This window comes from Pantoea sp. sgz302252 (genome assembly GCF_042610525.1).
In the GTDB taxonomy this organism is placed as follows: domain Bacteria; phylum Pseudomonadota; class Gammaproteobacteria; order Enterobacterales; family Enterobacteriaceae; genus Erwinia.
In genome coordinates this window covers 13,104-39,283 of sequence record NZ_JBHDVM010000004.1, presented here as the reverse complement: position 1 = coordinate 39,283, position 26,180 = coordinate 13,104, and the positions used below count along the sequence as shown (strand labels likewise).

The following is a 26,180-nucleotide window of genomic DNA, read 5'->3' as shown; positions in this document are numbered from 1 at the left end:
GCTTTCAGGGTAGTGGGCTAAGCGCATCATACTACCATGCACAACCGGAGTTGCCAGTAGTCGAGGCTCAGGCTGGCCTCGCCCTGCCAGACCGCAACCGGTTTTGCCTGAGGAAAATAGCGTGCGGACATCACGCCTTCGCCGTCATTGATAAAAATCTCAATGCTGGAACGATCGCAGAGAATTTGCAGCTGTGAAACCTTACCCAGCCAGTAACGCTGTTCCGGCTCGCCGCTGCGCAGGTTGCGGCGCGTCAGCCTGATGCCTTGCTCATCGCAAGCCAGCGTCAGCGTTTCGCCGAAGCAAACTTCCCAGTTCCCCAATGAGCGGATATTCAGTTCGGCGCTTTCTACACACAATGTCGGCAGAGCGTCTGCCCGGTTTTGATAATGCTTATGCTGTTCCCGCAGCTGCTGTAGCTCGCGGGCAGGGCGCTGCATTACTTTTCCTTGTTCCAGCGTCAGCTCACGCGGACAGGTCATCGTATGGATCCAGCCCTGAGCAATAGTCGGCTGGAAAAATTCATTTGCATCCGGCAAGCCCATCCAGCCGAACATAATCCTGCGTCCGTCGTCGGCAAGCGTGGTCTGCGGCGCATAAAACTCGAAGCCGTGATCTAACTCCTGAAACTCGCCGTGCGGAAAAGTAGCCGACTCATAGTCCAGCTTGCCGATAAAATAGCCGCTCTGATAGGTATTCAGCCATTTTCGCTCCTGCGCCGCCAGGCCTTGCGGGCAGACTATCAGCACCTCGCGGTCGCCCAGCGCAAAAAGATCCGGGCATTCCCACATATAGCCAAAATCGTCCAGGCCATTAAGGTGCGCGCCTGCGATTTCGCCGAGCAGCGTCCACTCCTGCAATGAATTGCCGCGATAAAGCAGCACTTTTCCCTGTTCTGCGAGATTTTGCGCGCCCAGCACCAGATACCAGTGATCCTTATGCCGCCAGATCTTTGGATCGCGCACGTGGCCAGTGTAGCCCGGAGGCAGGCTGATAACCGGGCCTTGTTTGGTCACTTCGCCATTCTTGTCGACCGTTGCCAGACATTGCCAGGCGGTACGGCCATGTTCAAATTTCACATTGCCGGTATAGAGCAGCGTTAACCTGCCGTCGTGGTCGATAGCCGAGCCGGAATAGCAGCCGTGGCTTTCATACTCTTCAGACGGTACCAGCGCCAGCGGCTCATGCCGCCAGTCAAGCAGGTTGGTTGAACGCCAGTGTCCCCAATATTTTGCGCCATGCGCGCAGGCGACAGGATTCCACTGGTAGAAGAGGTGCCATTCGCCCTGAAACTGGATAAAACCGTTGGGATCGTTCATTAATCCGGTTTGCGGCGAAAGATGCCAGGCCGGCCGGTGTGGATCCTCGCCGGTATATTTGTTCAAAACCGCTTTCAGCGCGCGATTAATCAGCCGGGCTTCGCTCATAGTTTTTCCTCAACCTTATATTTCAGCAGCAGCGAAAGGGTAAAAGCCGTGCCGAAAGCCAGCGCCATGCCAATGATATAAGGCAGCAGCGAGCTGGCCTGCACAATCGCCAGGCCCGGCAGCGCGGTCAGGCCAACGGCAGTCATCCCAACATGCATCAGCACCACGAAAGCGCCGCCCACTGCGCCGCCGATAATTCCGGCGATAAAGGGCTTCATAAAGCGCAGGTTTACGCCAAAGATAGCTGCTTCCGTAATGCCCAGCATGCCGGAGAGCGCGGAAGGCAGCACGATACTGCGGATCTTCACGTCACGCGTTTTAAACCAGACCGCCAGGCAAGCGCCCGCCTGGGCGATATTGGCCATCGACCAGATCGGCAGCAGGAAATTAACGCCAATATTGGGATTGCCAAGCAAACCCGCTTCGATAGCATGAAAGCTGTGATGCACGCCGGAAATCACAATCACCGAGTAAAGACCGCCAAACAGCAGCCCCGCCAGCCAGCCTGCATGGGCAATCAGCGTGCTTAACACCAGCGAGATGCCGTCACCCAGCGCGCGGCCCGCCGGGCCGATAATCAGCATCGCCACAAAGCCAGAGATAATCACCGTTAAAAAAGGCGTCAGGATAATATCCAGCGCGTTGGGAATGATTTTACGCAGCCGCTTTTCCAGCAGGCTCATAAACCAGACCGCCAGCAGCACCGGAAACACCGTGCCCTGATAGCCGACCATGGCGATATCCAGACCGAACAAATCCATGGTTTTCACGCCGCCTGCCACGCCCCAGGCATTGGTCAGCGCCGGATGCGTCAGAATGCCGCCCAGCGTTGCGCCCAAATACGGATTGCCGCCGAACTCGCGCGCGGCGGTAAACCCGATCAGGATTGGCAGAATAATAAAGGCCGCCGAGCTGAACATATCCAGCATCACAAACAGCGCGCTGCCTGAATCGACCCAGCCGTAGGTTTTCATCATGCCGAGCAGGCCCATCAGCACGCCGGAAGCGACGATAGCAGGAATGATCGGCACAAAGATATTAGAGAGCAGCCTGGCGATACGCTGGGCCGGATTGAGCTTACGGGCCGCTACTGCGGCGGCCTCGCTTTTGCTGGATTCACCGATTCCGGCCGCCTGGATAAAAGCGGCATGCACCTTATTAACGATGCCGCTACCGAAAATGACCTGCATCTGACCGGCGTTCTGGAAGCAGCCCTTAACGCCTTCCAGTTCGCCGATCGCTTTTTTATCCGCCTTGCTGTCATCCACCAATACCAGCCTCAAGCGGGTGGCGCAGTGGGCAGCGGAGGCAATATTTTCCCGGCCGCCGAGCAGCGGCAGCAGCTGGCGGGCTACACGTTCAAAATCCATAGCATTTGTCCATTAGTTAACGATTCAGGTCAGAACCAGGTTTCCATCTGCACGCCAAAGTTCCATTCGCCGCCAGCGGTAAAGCCGCTGGTGCCGAAAGCGTCGTCGCTGGCGTAACGATCCAGTGATTTATCCCAGTCCATCCAGCTGGCAAAGAAGCGAATTTCCGGGCGGCTGAGGAAGTTGCCGATATCGCCTGGCTTAAAGGTTGGTGCGAAGGTCAGCTTGTAGAAACCGCCGCTGACGCTCTGGCGATCTTTAAAGCCTCGCGGGTCGAGATCCATGTACTGATAGCTGCCTTCATAGGCCAGCATAAAGTTTTCGTTGATCTCCTGAAGCAGGCGGGCGTTGGCGGTGACCCAGCGATAGCTGTCGCCCTGGATATAGCGATCTTTGCTTTGCTGCGCCAGCAGGGCTGGTGCCAGGCTCCAGGTTTTGTTTAGCGGGGTCATGCCGTAGGAGGCCAGCCGCCAGGTATTGGCGCTGTCGGTCAAATTGCCATCCGATCCGACGCCTTTAACTTCTGCGCCCAGACCGTGACCGTAAAGCAGTGCCGTTTTTGACTGGCCGTCACGCAGGCCGTAAAAGCTCTCGCCATGCCAGGCAAGCATTGCGTGTACACCGCTGTCGCCTGCGTTATCGCTGCGCACGGAACTATTAACTCGTTCATCGTTATCTTTGGCACGCAGGCCGCTAAGCATAAATTGCAGCGGGCCGCTAAAGGTATTAGCGGTGACGATGTAGTTCTGGATGGTGTTATCGATGGTTTCGATATCGCCAAAGTTACGGCCATAAATAGAGAAACTGCTTTTTACATTATCGGCCCAGCGCACGTCATAGATGCCGCCGCCCGTACCGGCCAGGAACACCACATCTGAATCGAGCCAGTGAATATCGAAGTTATCGCGGTCAAAACGTTTACCCGCCCACAGCGTGCTGTTGTCAAAAATACCGGTAAAGGTCGGCAAACTGCCCAGCTCGACGAAAGCCTGACGGATATTGAGATCGCTGCTGTCCGCCGTCCAGTCGTTGTAGTCGCTTTGCCCGTCCGCCAGCATCACCTTGAAGCGGGTAGTTGCGCCATTGGCCAGCTGCGTCTTGTGCTCCATATTCACTTCGACATAGGTATTATTTTCATTGCCGAGACGGCCAACCGCGCCGCCGGTTTCGCCAGCAGGCGTAAGATAAGGGCCGCTTTGGGTGGAAGAGGCCGAATCGTTCATGATCAGGCCGGAACGCGCATAGGCATGGAACTCAAAGCCATCCGCCAGCGTTTTTTCTGCGGGTTTTGCGGCGTTATTTTGCTGCTGCTGAGCGTCCGATGGCGCTACTGGCGGCTGAGGCCCGGCAACCACGGCTGGTGCCTGCGCAGAAGGGCGGCTGGCCACAGGCTGGGCAGAAGAGGCACCCTGTGTGCTTACCCTGGCGCTGACCGGTGCTGTATGCTCGCTGACGGTTTGATTTTGCGCCAGGCGCTGCTCGGCCAGACGGGCGCGGCGTTCAGCTTCATCGGCGCGGCGCTCTGCTTTTTGCAGCCGTGCTTCAAGCTGGTTAAGGCGCTTTTCCACGGCGCTGAGATCGGTGTCGGCAAGGCCTGCCTGAGGAAGAAACAACGCTGCCGTTACCGCCAGCGCAACAGGGTTTATTTTTATCATCCGCCATTCTCCAGAGGGTTTTACCGTTTAGCTAAACCGGTTCGATCAGCATCCTGGCGAAGTCTGGCGAATGTTACAAAGGATTTCGGTGTTAAGGTTGCGATATTGTGAAGCGCTTAGCAATTTTGCGCTGGCTTAGGGCGCTGTAACGCCGCCTGAAAGGCGGCGCGTGGTCAGAGCTGGTCTGCGTAAGGCAGCGCCGTCATCGCGCCTTTGGCGGTGATTGCCAGCGCGCCGCAGCGCTGCGCCAGTTCGATAGCGCCCGCCAGATCGCGAGGTTGCAGCGGATCGGCCTCCCGCATCAGTCCGGTTAGCAAACCGGCAACAAAAGCGTCGCCTGCGCCGGTAGTATCCACAACCTGCACCTTCGAGGCGGAAAAACGAGTCTGTTCGCCCTGATGCCAGACGATAACGCCTTCTTCGCCCAGCGTGACCAGCAGCAAAGCGGGGCTGAAACGGTTGGTGAACGCCGTCAGCGCGGCATCGGTTTGCTGTCCACCAGTCAGCAGCTGCAGTTCATCCAGCGAGAGCTTGATCACGTCCGCCGCAGCAAAGGCTTTACCTACCACATCACACATCTCTTCGTGGTCGTGCCAAAAATCCTCACGCAGATTCGGATCGAAACTGACCCAGCCGCCTGCGGCATGAATGCGCTCAACGGCGGCAAAAGTCGCGCTGCGGCAAGGCTCGGCGCTCAGGGCAATAGAGCAGAAGTGCAGGGCTTCGTCAGCGGCGAAAACGGGCAGGTCATCCGACGTCAGAAAGAGATCGGCAGATGGCCGCACCATAAAGGTAAAAGTGCGTTCACCCTGGTTATCCAGGCCAACCACCACAGTGGAAGTTCGCTGCGCCGATAGCTGACGCATGTAATCGGTATTGACCCCTTCCTGATGCAAAGTGTGCTGTAAAAATGCGCCAAAGGGATCGCCGCCAACGTGGCCAATAAAACCACTATTGCCGCCGAGACGTGCCACGCCAACCGCTACGTTAGCAGGCGCGCCGCCAGGGCACTGCTGCAAATGGTTGTTCTCTTCCGGCAGCAGATCCACTACCGCGTCGCCCAAAACCCAGACTCTGTTCATCATGCCTCCTGTTTAAGTAGCTATTAAGCTAAACCGCTTTAGCTATAATGGCAACCGGATGCGCGACACGCAGGGCAGAAAGGAGAAAGCAAAAGAGGTGAGAAGCGGCATCGGGCAGTTATCAGTAAAGCGACGGGCCGCTGTGAATAAAGTCGTCTTCCCTGACGACGTGCAGTGCTAGCTGTCGTCTTCGCGGATAGAGGAAGGGTGACGGCAGAGCGCCTGAATGGACATAGTCATATAAGGGTAGAGCGGCAGGCCGGTTAGCAGCTCATGCAGCTCTTCGTTACTTTCCACGTCGAAGATACTGACGTTTTTGAATTCGCCCGCTACGCGCCAGACGTGCCGCCATTTGCCCGACTGCTGTAGCTGCTGCGCATAGGCTTTCTCCTGCGCTTTGATTTCGCTGACGCGCTCTGCGGAGAGCGAATCAGGGATCGCGATGGTCATTTCTACTTTAAACAGCATGGCTCTCTCCGGTAATGGCGCTTTACCTTAGTGCAACAGTAAAGCGCAGGATTAAATTTCGGTTTTCTCGCCGTATTCGCAGAGATCTTCAATCAGGCAGGAGCCGCAGCGCGGCTTACGGGCGACGCAGGTGTAGCGGCCGTGCAGAATAAACCAGTGATGGCAGTCGACCTTGAACTCTTTAGGTACGACTTTCAGCAGCTTTTCTTCCACCTGCTCAACGTTTTTGCCGGGAGCGAATTTGGTGCGGTTACAGACGCGGAAAATATGCGTATCTACGGCAATAGTCGGCCAGCCGAAAGCGGTGTTAAGTACCACGTTAGCTGTTTTGCGACCCACGCCCGGCAGCGCTTCCAGCGCCTCGCGGTTTTCCGGCACTTCGCCACCGTGCTGCTCCAGCAGGATGCGGCAGGTCTTGATCACGTTCTCCGCCTTGCTGTTAAACAGGCCGATGGTCTTGATGTACTCTTTGACGCCGTCCACGCCCAGCTCCAGTATCGCGGCTGGCGTGTTGGCTACCGGATAAAGCTTTGCTGTCGCCTTGTTGACGCTGACATCCGTAGCCTGCGCGGAAAGCAGCACGGCAATCAGCAATTCAAAAGGCGTAGTAAACACCAGTTCCGTGGTGGGGTGCGGATTATTATCGCGCAGCCGCACTAAAATTTCGTGACGTTTTTCCTTGTTCACAGCGCGCTCGGCTCTCCTTTCGGCAGGCTGGCTACCGCTGCTTTGCGGGCCGCGCGCGCCTTCATTTTATTATCAATCACATACTTCGCTGCCAGCAGCATGCCGAGGCCAATAAACGCGCCTGGCGGCAGCATCGCCAGCAGCATCGGCGAGTCGAAATGCACCACCTGAATGCGCAGCACTTTTGCCCAAGGGCCAAGCAGCTGATCGGCGCCGTTGAAAATGGTGCCGTTGCCGATGATTTCACGCAGCGATCCCAGCACCACCATAACGCTGGTGGCGCCAAGGCCAATCGCCATACCGTCCAGCGCCGCCAGCGGCACGCTGCTGCGGGAAGCCACCGCCTCGGCGCGGCCCACTACGATGCAGTTAGTGACGATCAGCGGAATAAAGATCCCCAGCGACTGATAGAGACCGTAAGCATAGGCATTAATCAGCATCTGCACGCAGCTCACCACCGAGGCGATAATCATCACGTAAATAGGAATACGGATATCGGACGGCACCCAGCGGCGCGAGGCGGAAATAGCGCTGTTGGTACAGGTCAACACCAGCGTGGTCGCCAGGCCAAGGCCCAGTGCGTTAGTGGCGGTAGAGGTCACCGCCAGTAGCGGACAAAGCCCCAGCAGCTGTACCAGCGCCGAGTTGTTCTTCCACAGTCCGCCGATCAGCAGGCTTTTTGCTTCACTCATTGGAATCTCCACAGGTTGGCAGCGAGGCGAGCTGCTGCGGCAGGGTTTCAACATACAGCGTGGCGCGTTTGGCGGCGTTTACCACCGCGCGCGGCGTAATGGTCGCACCGGTAAATTGGTCGAAGTCGCCGCCGTCTTTTTTCACCGCAAAACGTTTGTCGTCTTTGCCGCTTAGCTTCACGCCGCTGAAGCTCTCGATCCAGTTGGAAATGCGCAGCTCAATTTTATCGCCAAGCCCCGGCGTTTCGTGATGTTCGACCACGCGCACGCCCAGTACTTTGCCGCTGAAATCCGCGCCAACAATCATCTGGATCGCTCCAGAGTAGCCGTCTGGCGCGGTAGTCTCAACCGCTGCGGCTACCGGCTGGTCATCTTTACGTGCAAGATAAAGATGATGCACGCCGTTGCCCAACGCCGGGTTAGTAATCAAATAGCATTCCTGCTGCATAGCATTATTATAGAGCTCGGGCGGTACCACCTGATCCAGCAGTAATTTTTGCTGCAAAACAGTTTGATGATCGATAGTGGGCTTGGTCACGCTATTGATTACCGCCGTCAGGCCAGTAGTGACGGCAGCGAACAGCGCCAGCGTCACGCCATTTTTACGAATCGCATCCAGCATTACTTCTCCTTACGGTGGCCGTAAACGCGCGGCTGCGTGTAGTAATCGATCAGCGGCACGGTAATGTTTGCCAGCAGAACGGCAAAGGCCACGCCATCAGGGTAGCCGCCAAAGCTGCGGATTAGCCAGACCAGCAGGCCGATCAGCACGCCATAAAGCAGACGGCCTTTGTTAGTAGTGGAGGCCGTGACCGGATCGGTGGCGATAAAGAAAGCGCCCAGCATGGTCGCGCCCGAGAAGAGATGCACCACAGGCGAGACCAGAGTATCTGGCGAAAATAACCAGCCGATCGTGGAAAAGAACGCCAACGACAGCAGCATGCTGGCCGGAATATGCCAGCGAATGCTGTTGGTCAACAGCAGAAACAGACCACCGACCAGATAGCCAATGTTGACCCACTGCCAGCCCAGTCCGGCGATTACGCCGCTGTAAATAGGCTGTGCCCGCAGCTGTTCCGCGCTATGTCCCGCGCGCAGCCCGGTTTTAAATGTATCCAGTGGTGTCGCCTGGCTGATGCCATCCACGCCGAGCTGTAGCTGCTGCATGCTGTGACCGTCCAGCGTCTGGCCGTGGAAAATCATATTCAGCGCGTCAAAAAAGTTGGGCGTGACGCTTTGCAGTGAATCGGGCGGCAGCCAGCTGGTCATCTGCACCGGAAAGGAGATTAGCAGCACCACGTAACCGACCATCGCCGGATTGAAGGGATTCTGCCCAAGACCGCCATAAAGCTGTTTAGAGATCACCACGGCAAACAGGGTGCCGATAACTATGAGCCACCAGGGGGCCAGCGGCGGAATACTGATGGCCAGCAGCAGGGCGGTCAGCAAAGCGGAGTTATCGCCCAGCGTCTTGCCCAGCGGCAGCCTGCGCAGCTTCAAAATAGCGGCTTCGGCACCTATGCCCGCCGCAGCGGCGATAGCAATCTGAATCAGGGTGCCCCAGCCGAAGAACCAGCATTGCGCTGCGATGCCGGGCAGGGTTGCTGCCAGCACCAGCAGCATAATGGTGCTGGTGCTGCGTCGGTTGTGGGTGTAAGGCGAACTTGCAATGCGAAAAGCCATTTAATCCTCTTGCGTACTATGCTGCGCCTTACGCGCTTTCACACGAGCGATGGCCGCCGCCACTGCCGCTTTACGGGGATCGTCCTGTTCCGACGAAGGTTGATTTGTTGCCTGGGGCTCCGCTTCTTTCGCAGCCGCCGCAGCTTTCTTCGCTTTAGCGCGCGCGATAGCCGCTTCCACAGCTGCTTTACGCGGATCGACTGGCGCTGCGTCAGCCTGTTCGGCTTCAGCTTGCACAGTTTCTTCCTCAGCAGGCTCCGCTTTCGCCACAGCCGCCGCTTTCTTCGCTTTAGCACGCGCGATAGCCGCTTCCACAGCCGCCTTGCGTGGATCGACCGGCACAGTTTCAGCCTGTTCGGCTTCCGCTTTCACTGTCTCATCTTCCGCAGGCTCCGCTTTCGCCACAGCCGCCGCTTTCTTCGCTTTAGCACGCGCGATAGCCGCTTCCACAGCCGCCTTGCGTGGATCGACCGGCACAGTTTCAGCCTGTTCGGCTTCCGCTTTCACTGTCTCATCTTCCGCAGGCTCCGCTTTCGCCGCAGCCGCAGCTTTCTTCGCTTTGGCACGTGCGATAGCCGCTTCCACAGCCGCCTTGCGTGGATCGACCGGCGCGGCTTCAGCCTGCGCTGTTTCAACTGCCGGTTCAGCCGCCGCTTTCTTCGCTTTGGCACGTGCGATAGCGGCTTCCACAGCCGCCTTGCGTGGATCGACCGGCGCGGCTTCAGCCTGCGCTGTTTCAACTGCCGGTTCAGCCGCTGCTTTCTTCGCTTTAGCGCGCGCGATAGCCGCTTCCACAGCCGCCTTGCGCGGATCGACTGGCGCTGCATCCGCCTGCGCAGCTTCAACGGCTGGTTCACCAGCCGTTGCTTTCTTCGCTTTGGCACGCGCGATAGCTGCTTCCACGGCTGCTTTACGCGGATCGCCAGCCTGGCGCGTAGCCGGTTCCGTTTCGGATTGTTTTTCTGCCTGATACGCGCGCGCCTGCGCTTTCCGCGCTTCGCGCTGCGCTACAACCGCTTCGTTTTCCGCGGCCTGCTCTTCGCTGGTCTCTGCCTGCTTCGCTTTGACCCGCGCCAGCGCTGCTTCGACTTCTTCGCTGTTGCGCTCGCTGACGGTACGCTTCGCCTGCAGGTGACGGTTTTCCCGCGCCAGCTTCTCTCGCTCCAGACGAGCCTGACGTGCCTCAAAGCGCGCTTTCGCCTGCGCCGTGCGCTCCGCCTCTAAATCAATTGCGCGGATTTCCGCCTTTTCCTGGCGGTAATACTGCACCAGCGGAATATTGCTCGGGCAGACATAGGCGCAGGCACCGCACTCAATACAATCGTCGATATTATGCGCGCGCGCTTTATCATGATCGCCGCCGCGACTGTACCAGTAGAGCTGCTGCGGCAGTAGCGCCGCCGGGCAGGCGTCCGCGCAGGCGCTACAGCGAATACAGGATTTCTCTTCTTCGTTGTCGCCCATCTCGCTGGCGGAAGGGGCGAGAATGCAGTTGGTAATTTTTACTACCGGCACATCCAGCGTAGGCAGGGTAAAGCCCATCAGCGGGCCGCCCATCACCACCATTTGACCTTTGGCAGGCGTAAAATCTGCCTGCTGTAACAAATGGCTGATTGGCGTGCCGATCCTGCCCCAGACATTGCCGGGACGCTTTACCGATTCGCCGGTAAGCGTAACCACGCGTTCGGTCAGCGGCTCGCCGTCCATCACAGCCCGTTTTACCGCCCAGGCGGTGCCAACGTTTTGCATCAGCACGCCGATATCGGTAGAGCGGCCGCCGTGCGGCACTTCCAGACCGGTTAAAATTTTAGTGAGCTGCTTTGCGCCGCCGGAAGGATATTTGGTAGGGATAACCCTGACTTGCAGATCCATTGCGCCGCCCAGCGCTTTTTTCAGGGCGGCTATCGCTTCCGGTTTGTTATCTTCAATGCCGATCAGCACGCGCTCTGCCTGTAATACCCAGGCCAGAATCCGGCTGCCTTCGATGACTTCCTCCGCACAGTCCTGCATCAGGCGATCGTCTGCGGTGATATAAGGCTCGCACTCGGCTGCGTTGATAATCAGCGTCTTAACGCCGCGCAGGCCGCCTCTTAGCTTAGTCGCCGTAGGGAAACCCGCGCCGCCCAGACCGGCCACGCCAGCCTGATGGATAAGTTCAACGATTTCCGCGCGCTCGCGCTGACGATAGTCGGGCAGCGGGTTTTTCTCAATCCAGCGGTCTTCGCCGTCCGGCGTGATAAAAATGCACATCTCCGCCAGCGCGGAAGGGTGTGCCGTGATATGAGGCGCGATATCTTCAACGGTGCCGGAAGTCGGCGCGTGCACCGGCAGCATGCGGCCACGGCCAAAGGTCAGCGGCTGGCCGCGCAGCACCTTATCGCCAGGCTTAACCAGCATCTCGCCCTCATGACCGATATGCTGCTTAAGGGGAATAATAAAGCGTGCGGGCAGCGGCAGCTGGCGCAGCGGCGTGCCGTTAGACTGGGTTTTCATCTCAGGCGGATGAATACCGCCCTGAAAATCCCACAGCTTCTCTTTTTTAAACAGCTTGAACAGATTACGCATGGCTTTCCACAGAAATGACTTTGACCGGGATAGTTTGCAGATCCCACTTCCAGTTCGCCGTAGTGGTGGCGACCGGACGCATCTCGATGCAGTCAGTCGGGCAGGGCGCGACGCAGAGATCGCAGCCGGTACAGACATCGCTCAGCACGGTATGCATGGCGCGCGTGGCGCCGACAATGGCGTCTACCGGACAGGCCTGTATACATTTGGTGCAGCCGATACAGTTCGCTTCGTCGATCCAGGCGACTTTGCGCTCGGGCTCGCGCGCCGCCTCATCGCCCAGCGGCTGCGGTTCGACGTTCAGCAGCGCGGCCAGCTTAAGCATGGTCTGTTCGCCGCCGGGCGCGCACTTGTTAATCTGCTCGCCGTTGTTGCCGACCGCATCCGCATAGGGACGGCAGCCGGGGTAGCCGCACTGGCCGCACTGGCTCTGTGGCAGAATGGCGTCGATCTGCTCGACGATAGGATCTTCTTCAACTTTAAACCGGCGCGAGGCGTAGCCCAGCAGGCCGCCAAACACCAGCCCTAATACGCTTAATACCGCAACAGCAATCCACACCGCACTCATCAGAATTTCACCAACCCGCTAAAGCCCATAAACGCCAGCGCCATCAGGCCAGCCGTCACCAGCGCGATAGAAGAGCCCTTGAAAGGCGCAGGCACGTCGGCCAGTACCAGCCTTTCGCGGATGCCGGCGAACAGCACCATTACCAGCGAAAAGCCAATCGAGGCGCTAAAGCCGTACAGCGCAGCCTGCAAAAAGGTATGGTTCAGATTGACGCTCAGCAGCGGCACGCCGAGCACCGCACAGTTGGTAGTAATCAGCGGCAGAAAGATGCCCAGCAGCCGGTACAGATCGGGGCTGGTTTTACGCACTACCATTTCGGTGAATTGCACCACCACCGCTATCACCAGGATATAGGCCATGGTGCGCAGATAAACTAAATCCAGCGGCAGCAGGATCAGATGGTTCACCAGCCAGGCGCAGATCGAGGCCAGGGTGATGACGAAAGTCGTGGCGAGTCCCATGCCAATCGCCGTTTCCAGTTTTTTGGAAACGCCCATAAAGGGACAGAGGCCGAGAAACTTCACCAGAACGAAGTTATTCACCAGCACTGTGCCGATAAAAAGAAGCAGGTAGTCGGTCATTTTTACGCCTGAGAAAAATAAAAGCGGCTTATTATCGGTCATTCGCGCCCGGACAACAACATCAGCCGGTCAGAGAACGAAAAGCACCGCACGGAGGATTAAATTTTTGCGTACTTTTTCGACACCGGAAGCGCTTAAAAGCCAGGGCGCGGAAAATTTTCATAAGGCAGGCATTATAACGTACTGGCAGCTTTATGCGCGCCTGGCAATAAAGAGAGCGCGTAGCTCAGGGGAAACCGCAGGCGAGCAGCAGCGAAAGGCAGCCCGCCTTAATACCGGTTCTGGTTACTGAAATATTTGCGAGTCAGGTCTTGCACATCACCGGCCTGCGCTACAGGCGAAAAATGGGACAGAACTCAGACTACATAATGCCAGACAGACTTTGGCACGCAGCCCAGGTCGAACAGGCGCCCGCCCGATGCCAGCTCGGCTCGCCGATGATCGGCAGCGCGATACATATCCATAATCTCTTTATTATCGGTCAGAGAATAATTGAGGTGATCGAACAGCTTCTCAAGGGTGTCAGGAGAACTTACCTTGCGAAATTTCAACAGATAATCTTGTACTGTCATGGTTGCCATTATGATAAGAATTAAGAGGTTTCAAGTATATGACCAGCCGGGACGCTGTCTATAGCAGAAAATGCAAAATCGCAGTAAATTCAGAATAAAGAGTAAGTCATTTCCCCATTTTGCCCCCTGGGATTGTCGACTTTAATTCGCATTTAGCGGCTGAATGTTAACGAATAGTAATCAGATTATCGCTGGCAGCGCCAAATGTGTTCCCGCTCACAAATTCTTCTTTTGCCACGGCACGCGTCGCGCTCAGGTAAATGGCAGATTAAAACAGGTTTTTGTAATCGCTTTCATTTGGCTGCGGGGTAAATAACTATCTTTATTACACTTATTTAACAAGCCGTCCGCGTCCAACCTGCATATTTAATCCATATCCACTTTTACGCCGTTTAACACTCGTTTTACGGTGTCGCCTTAATTATTGAATTTTGTGAGCATTGTCGAAAATGTTTTTCGCTGGCTGGGCCACGCTTAGGCGGCAAACCACTCCGGATTATTACTCCCGTCAGAGGAACAGATTTTATGTGGAAACGTTTACTTTTAACCACGCTGGTTGGCGCGGCGTTAAGCGGCAATGCGCTGGCAGAAAACCTCACGGTCGGCTTCTCTCAGGTCGGTTCCGAATCGGGCTGGCGCGCGGCGGAAACCAGCATGGCGAAAAGCGAGGCGAAGAAGCGCGGCATCACGCTGAAAATCGCCGATGGCCAGCAAAAACAGGAGAACCAGATCAAGGCGGTGCGCTCCTTTATCGCCCAGGGCGTGGATGCCATCTTTATCGCGCCCGTAGTGCAGACCGGCTGGGAACCGGTGCTGGAAGAGGCGAAAGACGCCAAAATTCCGGTGTTCCTGCTGGATCGGGCCATCGTGGTGAAAGATAAATCGCTCTATATGGCCGTGGTGACGGCAGATAACGTGCTGGAAGGCAAGCTGATCGGCGACTGGCTGGTAAAAGAACAGGCTGGTAAACCCTGTAACGTAGTAGAACTACAGGGTACGGTTGGCGCCAGCGTGGCAATCGATCGTAAAAAAGGCTTTGCCGAGGCGATAGCTAACGCGCCAGGCATCAAAATCGTGCGCTCGCAGTCGGGAGACTTTACCCGCAGCAAGGGCAAAGAGGTAATGGAAAGCTTTATCAAAGCGGAAAACAACGGCAAAAATATCTGCATGGTTTACGCCCACAACGACGATATGGCGATTGGCGCTATTCAGGCAATTAAAGAAGCGGGGCTTAAGCCGGGAAAAGATATTTTGACAGGATCGATCGACGGCGTGCCGGATATCTATAAAGCGATGCTGGCTGGTGAAGCAAATGCCAACGTCGAGCTGACGCCCGATATGGCCGGCCCGGCTTTCGACGCGCTGGAGAAATTCCGTAAAGACGGCACGCAGCCGCCGAAAATCATTAAAACGGAATCAAGGCTGTTTCTGACGGCTGATGCTCAGGCACAGCTGGAGAAGAAAAAAGATATGGGTTACTGATCCCGCCGCCGCCTGCAACTCGGGCGGCCTTTTCCCGAGGCCTGCTATGACCAGCTCTTTGCACTCGCCGCCGCTGCTCGCCATCAGCGGGCTGAGCAAAAGTTTTCCCGGCGTTAAAGCGCTGGATAATGTTTCTTTCAGCATTCAGCCTGGCGAAATTATGGCGCTGCTGGGGGAAAACGGCGCCGGAAAATCGACGCTAATAAAAGTACTGACCGGCGTTTATCGCCGCGATGCGGGCGCTGTGGCGCTGGCTGGAAAAAATATCGAGCCTCGCAGCACGGCGGAAGCGCAGCTCAGCGGCATCGGCACCGTCTACCAGGAGGTCAACTTGCTGCCCAATATGTCGGTAGCGGATAACCTTTTTATCGGCCGGGAACCGCGCCGGTTTGGCATGATCGATCGCCGCCGGATGAACAAAGAAGCTGAAAAGCTGCTGCGCAACTACGGTTTCGATCTGGATGTGACGCGTCCGCTTGGCCACTATTCGGTGGCGATGCAGCAAATTATCGCTATTTGCCGCGCAGTGGATCTCTCTGCGCAGGTACTGATTCTGGATGAGCCAACGGCCAGTCTGGATGCCAGCGAAGTCGACATGCTGTTTACGCTGATGCGGCAGCTACGCGCACGCGGTATGGGGTTAATATTCGTTACCCATTTTCTCGATCAGGTTTATAAGGTTTGCGATCGCATCACCGTGCTGCGCAACGGTCAGTTTGTCGCCACGCGTGAAACTGCGGCCCTGCCGCAAATCGAATTGATTAAGCTGATGCTGGGGCGCGAACTGCTGGAAACCGCGCTACAGCGCGCGGGCAGCACCCTGAAAAGCAATCAGCCGGTAGTGGAGTTTAAAGAATACGGCAGGAAAGGGACGATAGAGCCCTTCAGCCTTAGCGTTCGTCCCGGTGAAGCCGTTGGCCTCGCCGGTCTGCTGGGTTCCGGACGCACGGAAACCGCAGAGCTGCTGTTCGGCATTAAAAGCGCCGACAGCGGTAGCGCCTTCATCAGGGGAAAACCACATGCCATCCGCACGCCAGCCCAGGCTTCGCGCGCCGGAATAGGCTTCTGTCCTGAAGATCGCAAAACCGACGGTATTATCGGCGCGGCTTCGGTGCGGGAGAATATTATTCTGGCGTTACAGGCCCAGCGCGGCTGGCTACGGCCAATAAAAAAACGCGAACAGCAGCAGATTGCCGAGCGCTATATCAAAAGTCTGGGGATCCGCACGCCGCACGCCGATCGGCCGGTAGAGCTGCTCTCCGGCGGCAATCAGCAAAAGGTGCTGCTTTCCCGCTGGCTGGTGACGAAGCCGCAGTTTCTGATCCTGGATGAGCCGACGCGCGGCATTGATGTCGGTGCGCATGCGGAAATCATCCGGCTAATAGAAACGCTCTGCGCGGACGGTCTGGCGCTGCTGGTCATCTCTTCGGAACTGGAGGAGCTGGTCGGCTATGCGGACAGGGTGATTATTTTACGGGATCGCCGCCAGGTCGCGGAGATCCCGCTGGAGGCGCTTTCCGTAGCCTCCGTGGTCAACGCGATTGCCGCAGGAGGCAAACATGCCTGAAACACAGCTGATGAAAAAAAACGCCTCCGGACGCAAACTCAGGCTGCCGCCAGGCATGCCGCAGCTTGCCGCGCTGATGCTGGTACTGCTGGCAGATAGCCTGGTCGCGCACAATTTCTTTGCTATCCACCTGCAGGACGGACGACTGTTCGGCAGCCCGATAGATATTCTTAACCGCGCCGCGCCGGTTGCGCTACTCGCTGTTGGTATGACGCTGGTGATCGCCACTGGCGGTATTGATCTGTCGGTGGGCGCAGTGATGGCGATAGCAGGCGCTACGGCGGCCACACTTACTGTTTCCGGTCATAGTTTACCGATTGTGATCCTTGCCGCGCTGGGCAGCGGCGTGCTGTGCGGCTTGTGGAATGGTGTGCTGGTGGCGCTGCTGAAAATCCAGCCTTTTGTGGCAACGCTGATCCTGATGGTCGCCGGACGAGGCGTGGCGCAACTGATTACCGAGGGCCAGATCGTTACCTTCAATAACGATTCGCTGGCCTGGCTGGGCAGCGGCACGCTGTGGCTTTTGCCTGTACCTGTATGGATCACAGTTGTGGTGGCGGTGCTGGTCTGGCTGCTGGCGAGAAAGACCGCGTTGGGCATGTTTATCGAAGCGGTGGGGATCAATCTGCGCGCCGCGCGCAATGCCGGAGTGAACGGTTGGGCAGTGGTTATGACCACTTATATCCTTAGCGGCCTGTGCGCTGCGACAGCGGGACTAATCGTGGCGGCGGATATACGCGGCGCTGACGCCAACAATGCCGGGCTATGGCTGGAGCTGGACGCTATTCTCGCTGTAGTGATTGGGGGCGCTTCGCTGCTGGGCGGTCGCTTTAATCTGCTGCTGTCGCTGCTGGGCGCGCTGATTATTCAGGCAATGAATACCGGCATTCTGCTCTCCGGCTTTCCGCCAGAGCTGAACCAGGTGGTGAAAGCCGTGGTGGTAATGGCGGTGCTGCTGCTGCAGTCGCCTGCTTTTCTGCAACTCTTTAAGCGAGGTCGCCGTGATTAAACGTCACTTGCCGTTAATGATTACGCTGCTGGTTTTTGTGGCGGGCTACCTGTTTTGCCTGACGCAGTTTCCCGGCTTCGCCTCTACACGCGTAATCGCCAATATCCTGACCGATAACGCTTTTCTGGGCATTATCGCCGTGGGCATGACCTTTGTGATCCTTTCTGGCGGCATCGATCTGTCGCCAGGCGCGGTGATCGCTTTTACCGGTGTTTTTCTGGCGCGGGCGATTGGCGATTTTCATCTCGACCCCTGGCTGGCTTTCGCGCTGGTAATGGCGATGGGAGCGGCATTCGGCGCGCTGATGGGCTGGCTGATCGATGCGCTAAAAATTCCCGCTTTTATTATTACGCTGGCGGGCATGTTTTTTCTGCGCGGCAGCAGCTATCTGCTAGCGGAAAGCTCAATCCCTATCGATCATCCTCTTTACGGCACGCTCTCGTCGCTGGCGTGGAAAGTTCCCGGCGGCGGCAGGCTGAGCCTGCTGGCGCTGATTATGCTGGCTGTAGTGGCTTTCGGGATAGTGCTGGCGCATCGCACTCGCTTCGGCAACGAAGTTTACGCGCTCGGCGGCAATATTACTTCGGCGCGCCTGATGGGGATCAGTACGCGCAGCGCTACCGTACGCATCTATATGCTTTCCTCTGCGCTGGCGACGCTGGCGGGCATTGTTTTCTCTATCTATACCTCGGCTGGTTACGCGCTGGCAGGTATGGGCGTGGAGCTGGATGCCATTGCTTCCGTGGTGATTGGCGGCACCTTGCTTTCTGGCGGTGTTGGCACCGTGCTCGGCACATTGTTTGGCGTGCTGATTCAAGGGCTGATTCAAACCTGGATCAATTTTGACGGCACGCTAAGTTCCTGGTGGACGAAAATCGCCATCGGTATCCTGCTGTTCGCTTTTATCGCGCTGCAAAGGGGCCTGACCCTGGTCTGGGATCGCCAGCAGAATGCGCCAGTAAAAAGATTGAGCTGAGGACGGCCAGGAGCGCCCGGGTTCTCCTGTTTTATGCTGAACTACAGACGTAAAAAAGCCCGATTGGTTGTCGGGCTTTTTTACGTTCTGAGCGGCGAAGGCCGCTCAAATTAGTGCTGCTTACATCTACTCACGTAAGCCATATTACCATTTTTACTGCCCGCGTCAACGGGCCATCATTTAGACAATTCTGATTGGATTAGCTACAAACTACTGGTATTATATACAGGTGTTGTGAGTGGGGCAGCCGGGTGGAAAACGCCAGATTTCATCCGTCGGATAACAGGTGGTGCTGATCCGATTGCCTTAGCCCTGAGTGCTGCTTACATCTACTCACACCCGATGTAGCCGGTTAAGGGTGAAGGTAAAGGCATTAACCGGCTGCGGCGCTCGCCTGTAAAGGGGAACGTCACAGTGATAACTCTTGCCTGCATCTTTCTGGTGCTTAGGATCTTGCTGCTGGTCTTACAGATCGCCGCACAGGTCACAGAGTTAATCCTTGCGAAACGCAAGTGAGTGAAAGCGCTTAGCCGCTAACACAACTGGACTAAAGGCCGGGAAAATACCACCCGGCCTTTTTTCATCTCATTATGATTGCGTATCTGCTGGCAAAATAAAAACGCCGCAGCGATAAGCTGCGGCGTTATAAATGCAGGCTAAGGATCAGCGCTGATTCAGTCGATAATAAGCTTCGTTCCAGCGTAGCGCGTCCTTAAAGCCGTGCAGCGTGGTCTCTTCGTCAATTACCAGCACCTCGATGCCATGCATCTCGCCATACTGGCGCATATCCTCTATCGTCAGCGCCTGGCTGAATACCGTATGGTGTGCGCCACCGCCGAGGATCCAGGCTTCAGACGCCGTAGCCAGCGAAGGCTGCGCACGCCACAGCGCGCGGGCCACCGGCAGTTTCGGCAGCGGCTTCGGCTGCTCAACGGCATCCACTACGTTGACCAGCAGGCGGAAACGATCGCCCATATCAATCACGCTGGCATTCACCGCACGTCCGGCAGGCGTGGAAAAAATCATGCGTGCCGGATCGGCCTTGCCGCCAATGCCCAGATACTGTACGTCAATCAGCGGGCGTGATTCTTTGGCGATGGAAGGGCAGACCTCCAGCATATGCGAACCCAGCACCAGTTCATTACCCGGGGAGAAGTGATAGGTGTAATCCTCCATAAAAGAGGTGCCGCCAGGCAGGCCGGTCGCCATCACTTTAAAAATGTGCAGCAGCGCGGCGGTTTTCCAGTCGCCTTCGCCTGCGAAACCATAGCCCTGGCCCATCAGCCGCTGTACCGCCAGCCCAGGCAGCTGGGTCATGCCGTGCAGCGTCTGGAAGTTGGTGGTAAAAGCCATACAGCCTTCGGCCTGCAAAAAGCTTTTGATGCCCAGCTCAATGCGGGCTGCGTCCAGCACGTTCTGCCGCTTATCGCCGTTGACCGCAGCCGCAGCCGTAAAGTCATACAGGCTTTCGTATTCATCAATCAGCGCGTTAACGTCGCCATCGCTGATGCCGTTGATCACCTCGACCAGATCGCCCACGCCCCAGCCGTTAACCGCATAGCCAAACTGGATTTGCGCCGCAACCTTATCGCCTTCCGTTACCGCTACTTCGCGCATATTGTCGCCGAAGCGGGCAACCTTGAGCTGCGCGCTGGCCTGTTTAGCCGCAGCGGCGCGCATCCATTTGCCGATGCGCTCCTGCGCGGTTTTGTCCTGCCAGTGGCCGGTGATCACGCTGTGCGGCAGACGCATACGCGCGCCGATAAAACCGAACTCGCGGCCGCCATGCGCGGTCTGGTTCAGGTTCATAAAATCCATATCCATACTGTCCCACGGGATCTCCGCATTGAACTGGGTATGGAATTGCAGCAGCGGTTTATTCAGCACCGACAGGCCGCCAATCCACATTTTGGCGGGTGAGAAGGTGTGTAGCCAGGTAATGATGCCTAAGCACTCTTCGGCATAGTTTGCCTCACGGCAGAGGGCCAGCGCCTCGTCCGGGCTTTTCACCAGCGGCTTTAGCTGAAGCCTGAACGGCAAATTGCCTTCGCGGTTAAGCCCGTCCACTACCTGCTGAGCATGTTGCTCCACCTGGCGAAGCGTCTCGGCGCCGTAGAGATGTTGAGTACCAATCACAAACCAGACGCTGAGCGCATTGAGCTGAGCCATACTTTCTCCTTAACTGTTTAGCTGGCGCGGGGCGAACTGCGGTTCGGCCACTTCGCACCATTGAAGGTAACGCTGATAGAGCTGCTGATAGCGCCCGACGCGGCTGGCGTCAGGCTGCAGGGTAACGGCGATCGGGCTGGCCATTTTTTGCTGGGCGGCAGGCACATCGGCATAGACGCCAGCGGCCACGGCGGCAAAGATCGCCGCGCCAAGCGCGCAGCATTCATCGGAGCTGACGATATCCAGTGGACGATTCATCACGTCGCAGCAGACTTGCATAATGGCCGGGGATTTACGGGCGATGCCGCCGAGGGTCAGAATGTTCTCTACCGGAATTTGCTGGCGTTCGAAGCACTCCATAATGGCGCGCGCGCCAAAGGCCGTGGCGGCGATAAAGCCGCCAAACAGCGCAGGCGCATCGGTGCCGAGATTGAGATCGGTAATCACGCCTTTCAGACGCTGGTTGGCAAAAGGCGTGCGGCGGCCATTAAACCAGTCCAGCACCACCGGCAAATGCTCCAGCTGAGGATCTGCCGCCCAGGCTTTGGTCAGGTCGTTCAGCAGATTTTTTTGCGCCAGCGCTAATTCTGCCTGGAGCTGAGGATTTTTTTCGGCGGCCAGCGCCAGCGGCCAGCTAAGCAGGCGGCTAAACCAGGCATACATATCGCCAAAGGCCGACTGGCCCGCTTCCAGACCGATCATATCTGGCACCACGCTGCCGTTGACCTGGCCGCAGATCCCTTCGATGGCGCGGTCGCCGACCCGATCGACATCGGCAATCAGGATGTCGCAGGTTGAAGTACCGATCACTTTCACCAGCGTATAAGGCGTGGCGCCCGCTCCGACCGCGCCCATATGGCAGTCGAACTCGCCGCCGGAAATCATTACGCTTTCCGGCAAGCCCAGACGCGCCGCCCATTCTTTAGTGATTTGACCAACGGGCTGTTCCGCCGTCCAGGTTTCGCGAAACATTGGCGTATTCAGATGTTCCGTCAGCAGCGGATCCAGCGCATTGAAAAAATCTGCGCCGGGCAGGCCGCCCCAGGCCGGATGCCACAACGATTTGTGACCGGCGGCGCAGCGGCCACGGCGGATTGCTTCCGGCGCGGTAGTACCGCTGAGCAGGGCAGGTACCCAGTCGCAAAGCTCGACCCAGGCGACCGCTGCTTCCCGTACCGCCTTATCCTCACGGCTGACGTGCAAAATCTTTGCCCAGAACCACTCCGAAGAGTAGGTGCCGCCAATAAAGCGCGCGTAGTCTTCAAAGCGTCCGCTATGGCAAAGCGCAGTAATTTCTTCCGCCTCTTTGATGGCCGTATGATCCTTCCACAGCACAAACATGGCGTTAGGGTTTTCAGCAAACTCCGGGCGCAGCGCCAGCACATTGCCTTCCCGATCTATGGGCGCCGGCGTAGAACCGGTGGAATCCACGCCGATGCCAACGATATTTTGCCGCTGCGCAGGCGTTAGCTTAGTGACAACGTCACGTATTGCCTGTTCGAAAGCGTCGATATAGTCCTGCGGGTGATGACGGAACTGATTAAGGCGGCTCTGGCTATAAAGGCCAGCCTGCCAGCGCGGATAGGCGACGACGCCAGTTTGCAGCTCTTTGCCGCTGGCGCATTCCACTGCCAGCGCGCGTACGGAATCACTGCCAAAGTCCAGACCGATAGTAATGGCGTCCAGGTGCATTTTTTTCTCCGGGCGGTCAATGAAAAAAGTTAGCTCTACCCTAAGAAATCGCGCGGCTGGCGGTTAGGCTTTCGGCCGCTGCAAATATGCACTTTTCTGCCGTTGCGCAGCGTTTTGTGACCGGCTTCAAATGTTTGATTTGTGTTAATTTTGCTGAATATATGGATCAAATAGCTAAAAGTTCAGGGTGTGATAGCGCTCTCCCTTTCGCCGCATCTTTACCATTACAACTAGCGCTTATCGGCGTCTGTAGTCTGCGTGAATGCCGAATACGCTGGCGTTGCAGCGAGCCAGGAGCAAATTGATACCGTTTACATTAAACCGCCAAAAGCGGGCACTGAGCCGGAGAGCCTCATGCATAAATTCACTAAGGCGTTAGCCATCGCTGGCCTCGCCGCCGTTATGTCACATTCGGCTATCGCCGAGACCATGAAACTCGGTTTTCTGGTGAAACAGCCGGAAGAACCCTGGTTCCAGACCGAATGGAAATTCGCCGATAAGGCCGGCAAGGAGCTGGGTTTTGAGGTGATCAAAATTGCCGTGCCCGACGGCGAAAAAACCCTTAATGCTATCGATAGCCTGGCCGCCAGCGGCGCAAAAGGTTTTGTTATCTGCACGCCGGATCCCAAGCTGGGTTCGGCCATAGTGGCGAAAGCCCGCAGCTACGATCTGAAAGTGATTGCCGTGGACGATCAGTTTGTGACGGCCAAAGGCAAGCCGATGGAAACGGTGCCGCTGGTAATGATGGCGGCGACCAAAATCGGCGAGCGTCAGGGACAGGAACTCTATAAGGAGATGAAAAAGCGCGGCTGGAACGAGAAAGAAACCGGCGTGATGGCCATTACCGCAGACGAGCTTGATACGGCGCGCCGCCGCACCAGTGGTTCCGTTGATGCGTTAAAGGCGGCTGGCTTCCCGGAAGCGCAAATTTATAAAGTGCCAACCAAATCCAACGATATCCCTGGTGCGTTCGACGCAGGCAACTCGCTGCTGGTTCAGCATCCGGAAGTCAAACACTGGCTGATCGTCGGGATGAATGACAATACCGTGCTCGGCGGCGTGCGCGCTACTGAAGGCCAGGGATTCAAAGCGCCGGACGTAATCGGCATCGGCATTAACGGCGTGGACGCGGTTAGCGAATTGTCGAAAGGCCAGGCCACCGGCTTTTACGGCTCGCTGCTGCCAAGCCCGGACGTGCACGGCTATAAAAGCATCCAGATGCTGCATGACTGGGTAACTAAAGATGCAGAGCCGCCGAAGTTTACCGAAGTCACCGACGTGGTGCTGATCACCCGTGAAAATTTTAAAACCGAACTGGCGAAAAAAGGCCTGATGTAGTCGGAGCGGGGCCGTTGTCCGGCCCCATTTTCTATAGCGAGGAATGACCATGGCATCCCCGTATCTGAGCTTTCACAATATCGCGAAAACCTTTCCCGGCGTTAAGGCGCTGACGGATATCAGCTTCGACTGCGCCGCAGGCCAGGTACATGCGCTGATGGGCGAAAACGGCGCGGGCAAATCGACGCTGCTGAAGATCCTGAGCGGCAGCTATCAGCCCACCAGCGGCGAAATCCGGCTAAAAGGCCAGCCGGTTAATTTTACCAATACGCTTGATGCACTGAACGCGGGCGTCGCCATTATTTATCAGGAGCTGCACCTGGTGCCGGAAATGTCGGTGGCGGAAAACATCTATCTGGGCCAGCTTCCACAGCGCGCAGGCTTTGTTAATCGTTCGCTACTGCGCTATGAGGCGGGATTACAGCTGAAAAATTTAGGCATGGATATCGATCCGGATACGCCGCTGAAATCTCTGTCGCTGGGACAGTGGCAGATGGTGGAGATTGCAAAGGCGCTGGCGCGCAACGCTAAAGTTATCGCTTTCGACGAGCCAACCAGTTCGCTTTCCGCCCGTGAAATCGAGCATCTGTTCCGCGTTATCCGCCAGCTACGCGACGAGGGCAGAGTAGTGCTCTATGTGTCGCACCGCATGGAAGAAATCTTCGCGCTCAGCGATGCCATTACAGTGTTTAAAGATGGGCGCTACGTGCGTACTTTTTCGGATGTAGCCGCCACCAGCCATGACGAACTGGTGCAGGCGATGGTTGGCCGCGAAATCGGCGATATCTATGGCTATGCGCCGCGTAAAACCGGCGAAGTCCGCCTGAAACTGGATAACGTGCAGGCTAAAGGCGTCCGTACGCCGATTTCTCTGGAAGTTCGCGCGGGCGAAATCGTTGGGCTGTTTGGCCTGGTCGGCGCAGGACGCAGCGAACTGCTAAAAGGGCTGTTCGGCGGCACGCGTATCAGCAGCGGCGAAGTGCTGCTCGACGGCAAAAAGCTGAGTATTCGCGAACCTTCAGATGCAATTCGTGCCGGAATTTTGCTCTGCCCGGAGGATCGTAAGGCGGATGGCATCATTGCAGTACACTCCGTACGCGACAATATCAATATCAGCGCGCGGCGCAATAACCTGACAGCAGGTTGTCTGATCGACAATCAGTGGGAAAGTAAAAACGCTGCCAGCCATATCCGCTCGCTAAACATCAAGACGCCCGGCGCCGACCAGCTGATTATGAACCTTTCCGGCGGCAACCAGCAGAAGGCAATTCTGGGCCGCTGGCTGTCGGAAGAGATGAAAGTGATCCTGCTGGACGAACCGACGCGCGGCATCGATGTGGGCGCGAAAAACGAAATTTATCGTCTGATCTATGCGCTGGCGGAAGAGGGCATTGCGGTGCTGTTCGCCTCCAGCGATTTACCGGAAGTCATGGGGCTGGCCGATCGCATTCTTGTGATGCGCGAAGGCGCTATCGCGGGCGAGCTGAGCCATCAGGAAGCCACCGAAGCCCTGACGCTGGCGCTTGCCATGCCGAAAACCACCCAACACGTAGCCTGACCTGAGGAACCAATCATGTCTTTAACAACTTCTTCCGCCACGCCGCCGAGGCAGCGCGTTAACCTGAGCCGTATCTGGGACAATTTCGGCATGCTGGTGGTCTTTGCGGTGCTTTTTATCGGCTGCACGATCTTCGTGCCGAACTTCGGCACGCTGATCAATATGAAAGGGCTGGGCCTGGCGATGTCGATGTCCGGCATGGTCGCCTGCGGCATGCTGTTCTGCCTGGCTTCCGGCGACTTCGATCTCTCTGTAGCCTCGGTTATCGCCTGTGCGGGCGTTACCACGGCCGTGGTGATCAATATGACCGAAAGCCTGTGGATCGGCATTGCCGCCGGTTTGTTGCTGGGCGTTGTCTGCGGCTTCGTGAACGGCTTTGTGATTGCGAAACTCAAAATCAACGCGCTGATTACTACGCTGGCGACCATGCAAATTGTACGCGGACTGGCCTATATTTTCTCTGACGGCAAAGCGGTGGGCATTGAAGACGAACGTTTCTTCGCGCTGGGCTATGCAAGCTGGCTGGGCGTACCTGCGCCGGTGTGGTTGACCATAGGCACGCTGCTGATCTTTGGCTTTTTGCTGAATAAAACTACCTTTGGCCGCAATACGTTGGCTATCGGCGGCAACGAAGAGGCGGCTCGTCTGGCTGGCGTACCTGTGGTACGTACGCGCATTATTATCTTTATCCTTTCCGGGCTGGTTTCCGCCGCGGCGGGCATTATCCTGGCTTCACGCATGACCAGCGGCCAGCCGATGACTTCGCTGGGCTACGAGCTGATTGTGATCTCCGCCTGCGTGCTGGGCGGCGTCTCGCTGAAGGGCGGCATCGGCAAAATCTCTTACGTGGTCGCGGGCGTGCTGATTTTGGGCACGGTAGAAAACGCGATGAATTTACTGAACATCTCGCCGTTCTCACAGTATGTGGTTCGCGGTCTGATATTGTTGGCAGCGGTGATTTTCGACCGTTATAAACAGAAAGCCAAAACGGCCTGAGGAGGCGTTATGTATCATCGTCTGGCACCGGTAGCGCAATCCA

General features: G+C 56.9%; 22 protein-coding genes. 7 read left to right on the top strand and 15 right to left on the bottom strand.

The annotated features are described in order from the left end of the window. Positions 1-26: 26 nt before the first annotated feature. From ACETPC_RS08550 to ydgT, 13 genes are all read right to left on the bottom strand, one after another. Positions 27-1,427: a sucrose-6-phosphate hydrolase gene (locus ACETPC_RS08550; protein ID WP_380180458.1), complete on the bottom strand. Its 1,401-nt coding sequence runs from the start codon at positions 1,425-1,427 to the stop codon at positions 27-29. Next, positions 1,424-2,797: a sucrose-specific PTS transporter subunit IIBC gene (locus tag ACETPC_RS08545; RefSeq protein WP_380180457.1), complete on the bottom strand. Its 1,374-nt coding sequence runs from the start codon at positions 2,795-2,797 to the stop codon at positions 1,424-1,426. The genes ACETPC_RS08550 and ACETPC_RS08545 overlap by 4 nt, the downstream gene beginning before the upstream one ends. A gap of 29 nt (positions 2,798-2,826) precedes the next feature. Continuing rightward, entirely contained in the window at positions 2,827-4,452 is a 1,626-nt protein-coding gene (locus ACETPC_RS08540; protein ID WP_380180456.1) for a carbohydrate porin, read from the bottom strand. 173 nt (positions 4,453-4,625) lie between these two features. Beyond that, positions 4,626-5,537, bottom strand: coding sequence for an aminoimidazole riboside kinase (locus tag ACETPC_RS08535; protein ID WP_380180455.1), 912 nt, complete (start codon positions 5,535-5,537; stop codon positions 4,626-4,628). Positions 5,538-5,711: 174 nt separating this feature from the next. Next, positions 5,712-6,002: a muconolactone Delta-isomerase gene (gene catC, locus ACETPC_RS08530; RefSeq protein WP_380180454.1), complete on the bottom strand. Its 291-nt coding sequence runs from the start codon at positions 6,000-6,002 to the stop codon at positions 5,712-5,714. Positions 6,003-6,053: 51 nt separating this feature from the next. Next, positions 6,054-6,689, bottom strand: coding sequence for an endonuclease III (gene nth, locus ACETPC_RS08525; RefSeq protein ID WP_380180453.1), 636 nt, complete (start codon positions 6,687-6,689; stop codon positions 6,054-6,056). Then, positions 6,686-7,381 carry an electron transport complex subunit E gene (locus ACETPC_RS08520; protein WP_380180452.1) on the bottom strand — a complete coding sequence of 232 codons (696 nt, stop codon included), beginning with the start codon at positions 7,379-7,381 and terminating at the stop codon, positions 6,686-6,688. The genes nth and ACETPC_RS08520 overlap by 4 nt, the downstream gene beginning before the upstream one ends. Next, positions 7,374-8,003 carry an electron transport complex subunit RsxG gene (gene rsxG / locus ACETPC_RS08515; RefSeq protein ID WP_380180451.1) on the bottom strand — a complete coding sequence of 210 codons (630 nt, stop codon included), beginning with the start codon at positions 8,001-8,003 and terminating at the stop codon, positions 7,374-7,376. Before rsxG ends, ACETPC_RS08520 begins: the two co-directional genes overlap by 8 nt. After that, positions 8,003-9,064 carry an electron transport complex subunit RsxD gene (rsxD, locus tag ACETPC_RS08510; RefSeq protein ID WP_380180450.1) on the bottom strand — a complete coding sequence of 354 codons (1,062 nt, stop codon included), beginning with the start codon at positions 9,062-9,064 and terminating at the stop codon, positions 8,003-8,005. The genes rsxG and rsxD overlap by 1 nt, the downstream gene beginning before the upstream one ends. Beyond that, positions 9,065-11,629 (bottom strand): electron transport complex subunit RsxC, encoded by a 2,565-nt coding sequence (gene rsxC / locus ACETPC_RS08505; RefSeq protein WP_380180449.1) that lies wholly within the window; start codon positions 11,627-11,629, stop codon positions 9,065-9,067. Then, positions 11,622-12,197: an electron transport complex subunit RsxB gene (gene rsxB, locus ACETPC_RS08500; protein ID WP_380180448.1), complete on the bottom strand. Its 576-nt coding sequence runs from the start codon at positions 12,195-12,197 to the stop codon at positions 11,622-11,624. The genes rsxC and rsxB overlap by 8 nt, the downstream gene beginning before the upstream one ends. Continuing rightward, positions 12,197-12,778, bottom strand: coding sequence for an electron transport complex subunit RsxA (gene rsxA / locus ACETPC_RS08495; protein WP_034914646.1), 582 nt, complete (start codon positions 12,776-12,778; stop codon positions 12,197-12,199). Before rsxA ends, rsxB begins: the two co-directional genes overlap by 1 nt. 356 nt (positions 12,779-13,134) lie before the next feature. Then, on the bottom strand, positions 13,135-13,350 hold the full coding sequence (ydgT, locus tag ACETPC_RS08490) for a transcription modulator YdgT (RefSeq protein WP_125290112.1): 216 nt from the start codon (positions 13,348-13,350) through the stop codon (positions 13,135-13,137). Positions 13,351-13,875: 525 nt separating this feature from the next. On the opposite strand from ydgT, the gene ytfQ reads away from it, so the two are divergent. The 4 genes from ytfQ to yjfF are packed head-to-tail and all read left to right on the top strand — an operon-like array spanning position 13,876 to position 18,384. Beyond that, on the top strand, positions 13,876-14,832 hold the full coding sequence (ytfQ, locus tag ACETPC_RS08485) for a galactofuranose ABC transporter, galactofuranose-binding protein YtfQ (protein ID WP_380180447.1): 957 nt from the start codon (positions 13,876-13,878) through the stop codon (positions 14,830-14,832). A 46-nt stretch (positions 14,833-14,878) separates the two neighbouring features. Next, complete coding sequence (gene ytfR, locus ACETPC_RS08480; RefSeq protein ID WP_380180446.1) at positions 14,879-16,399, top strand: galactofuranose ABC transporter, ATP-binding protein YtfR; 1,521 nt, start codon at positions 14,879-14,881, stop codon at positions 16,397-16,399. Further along, a complete protein-coding gene (ytfT, locus tag ACETPC_RS08475; RefSeq protein WP_380180444.1) occupies positions 16,392-17,408 on the top strand; it encodes a galactofuranose ABC transporter, ATP-binding protein YtfT in 1,017 nt (338 codons plus the stop codon). The genes ytfR and ytfT overlap by 8 nt, the downstream gene beginning before the upstream one ends. After that, positions 17,401-18,384, top strand: a complete 984-nt coding sequence (gene yjfF / locus ACETPC_RS08470; protein ID WP_380180442.1) for a galactofuranose ABC transporter, permease protein YjfF — start codon at positions 17,401-17,403, stop codon at positions 18,382-18,384. Before ytfT ends, yjfF begins: the two co-directional genes overlap by 8 nt. A gap of 663 nt (positions 18,385-19,047) precedes the next feature. Here yjfF and araA read toward each other — a convergent pair. Together araA and ACETPC_RS08460 are read right to left on the bottom strand one after the other, a co-directional pair. Further along, a complete protein-coding gene (gene araA / locus ACETPC_RS08465) occupies positions 19,048-20,553 on the bottom strand; it encodes an L-arabinose isomerase (protein WP_380180440.1) in 1,506 nt (501 codons plus the stop codon). A 9-nt stretch (positions 20,554-20,562) separates the two neighbouring features. Beyond that, positions 20,563-22,245, bottom strand: a complete 1,683-nt coding sequence (locus tag ACETPC_RS08460; RefSeq protein WP_380180438.1) for a ribulokinase — start codon at positions 22,243-22,245, stop codon at positions 20,563-20,565. A 354-nt stretch (positions 22,246-22,599) separates the two neighbouring features. On the opposite strand from ACETPC_RS08460, the gene ACETPC_RS08455 reads away from it, so the two are divergent. Genes ACETPC_RS08455 through araH form a run of 3 tightly spaced genes read left to right on the top strand, consistent with a single transcriptional unit; the run spans position 22,600 to position 26,137 of the window. Next, on the top strand, positions 22,600-23,583 hold the full coding sequence (locus ACETPC_RS08455) for an arabinose ABC transporter substrate-binding protein (protein ID WP_380180436.1): 984 nt from the start codon (positions 22,600-22,602) through the stop codon (positions 23,581-23,583). A 43-nt stretch (positions 23,584-23,626) separates the two neighbouring features. Then, complete coding sequence (gene araG, locus ACETPC_RS08450; RefSeq protein ID WP_380180434.1) at positions 23,627-25,141, top strand: L-arabinose ABC transporter ATP-binding protein AraG; 1,515 nt, start codon at positions 23,627-23,629, stop codon at positions 25,139-25,141. Positions 25,142-25,156: 15 nt separating this feature from the next. Beyond that, entirely contained in the window at positions 25,157-26,137 is a 981-nt protein-coding gene (gene araH / locus ACETPC_RS08445) for an L-arabinose ABC transporter permease AraH (RefSeq protein ID WP_380180432.1), read from the top strand. Positions 26,138-26,180 lie beyond the last annotated feature (43 nt).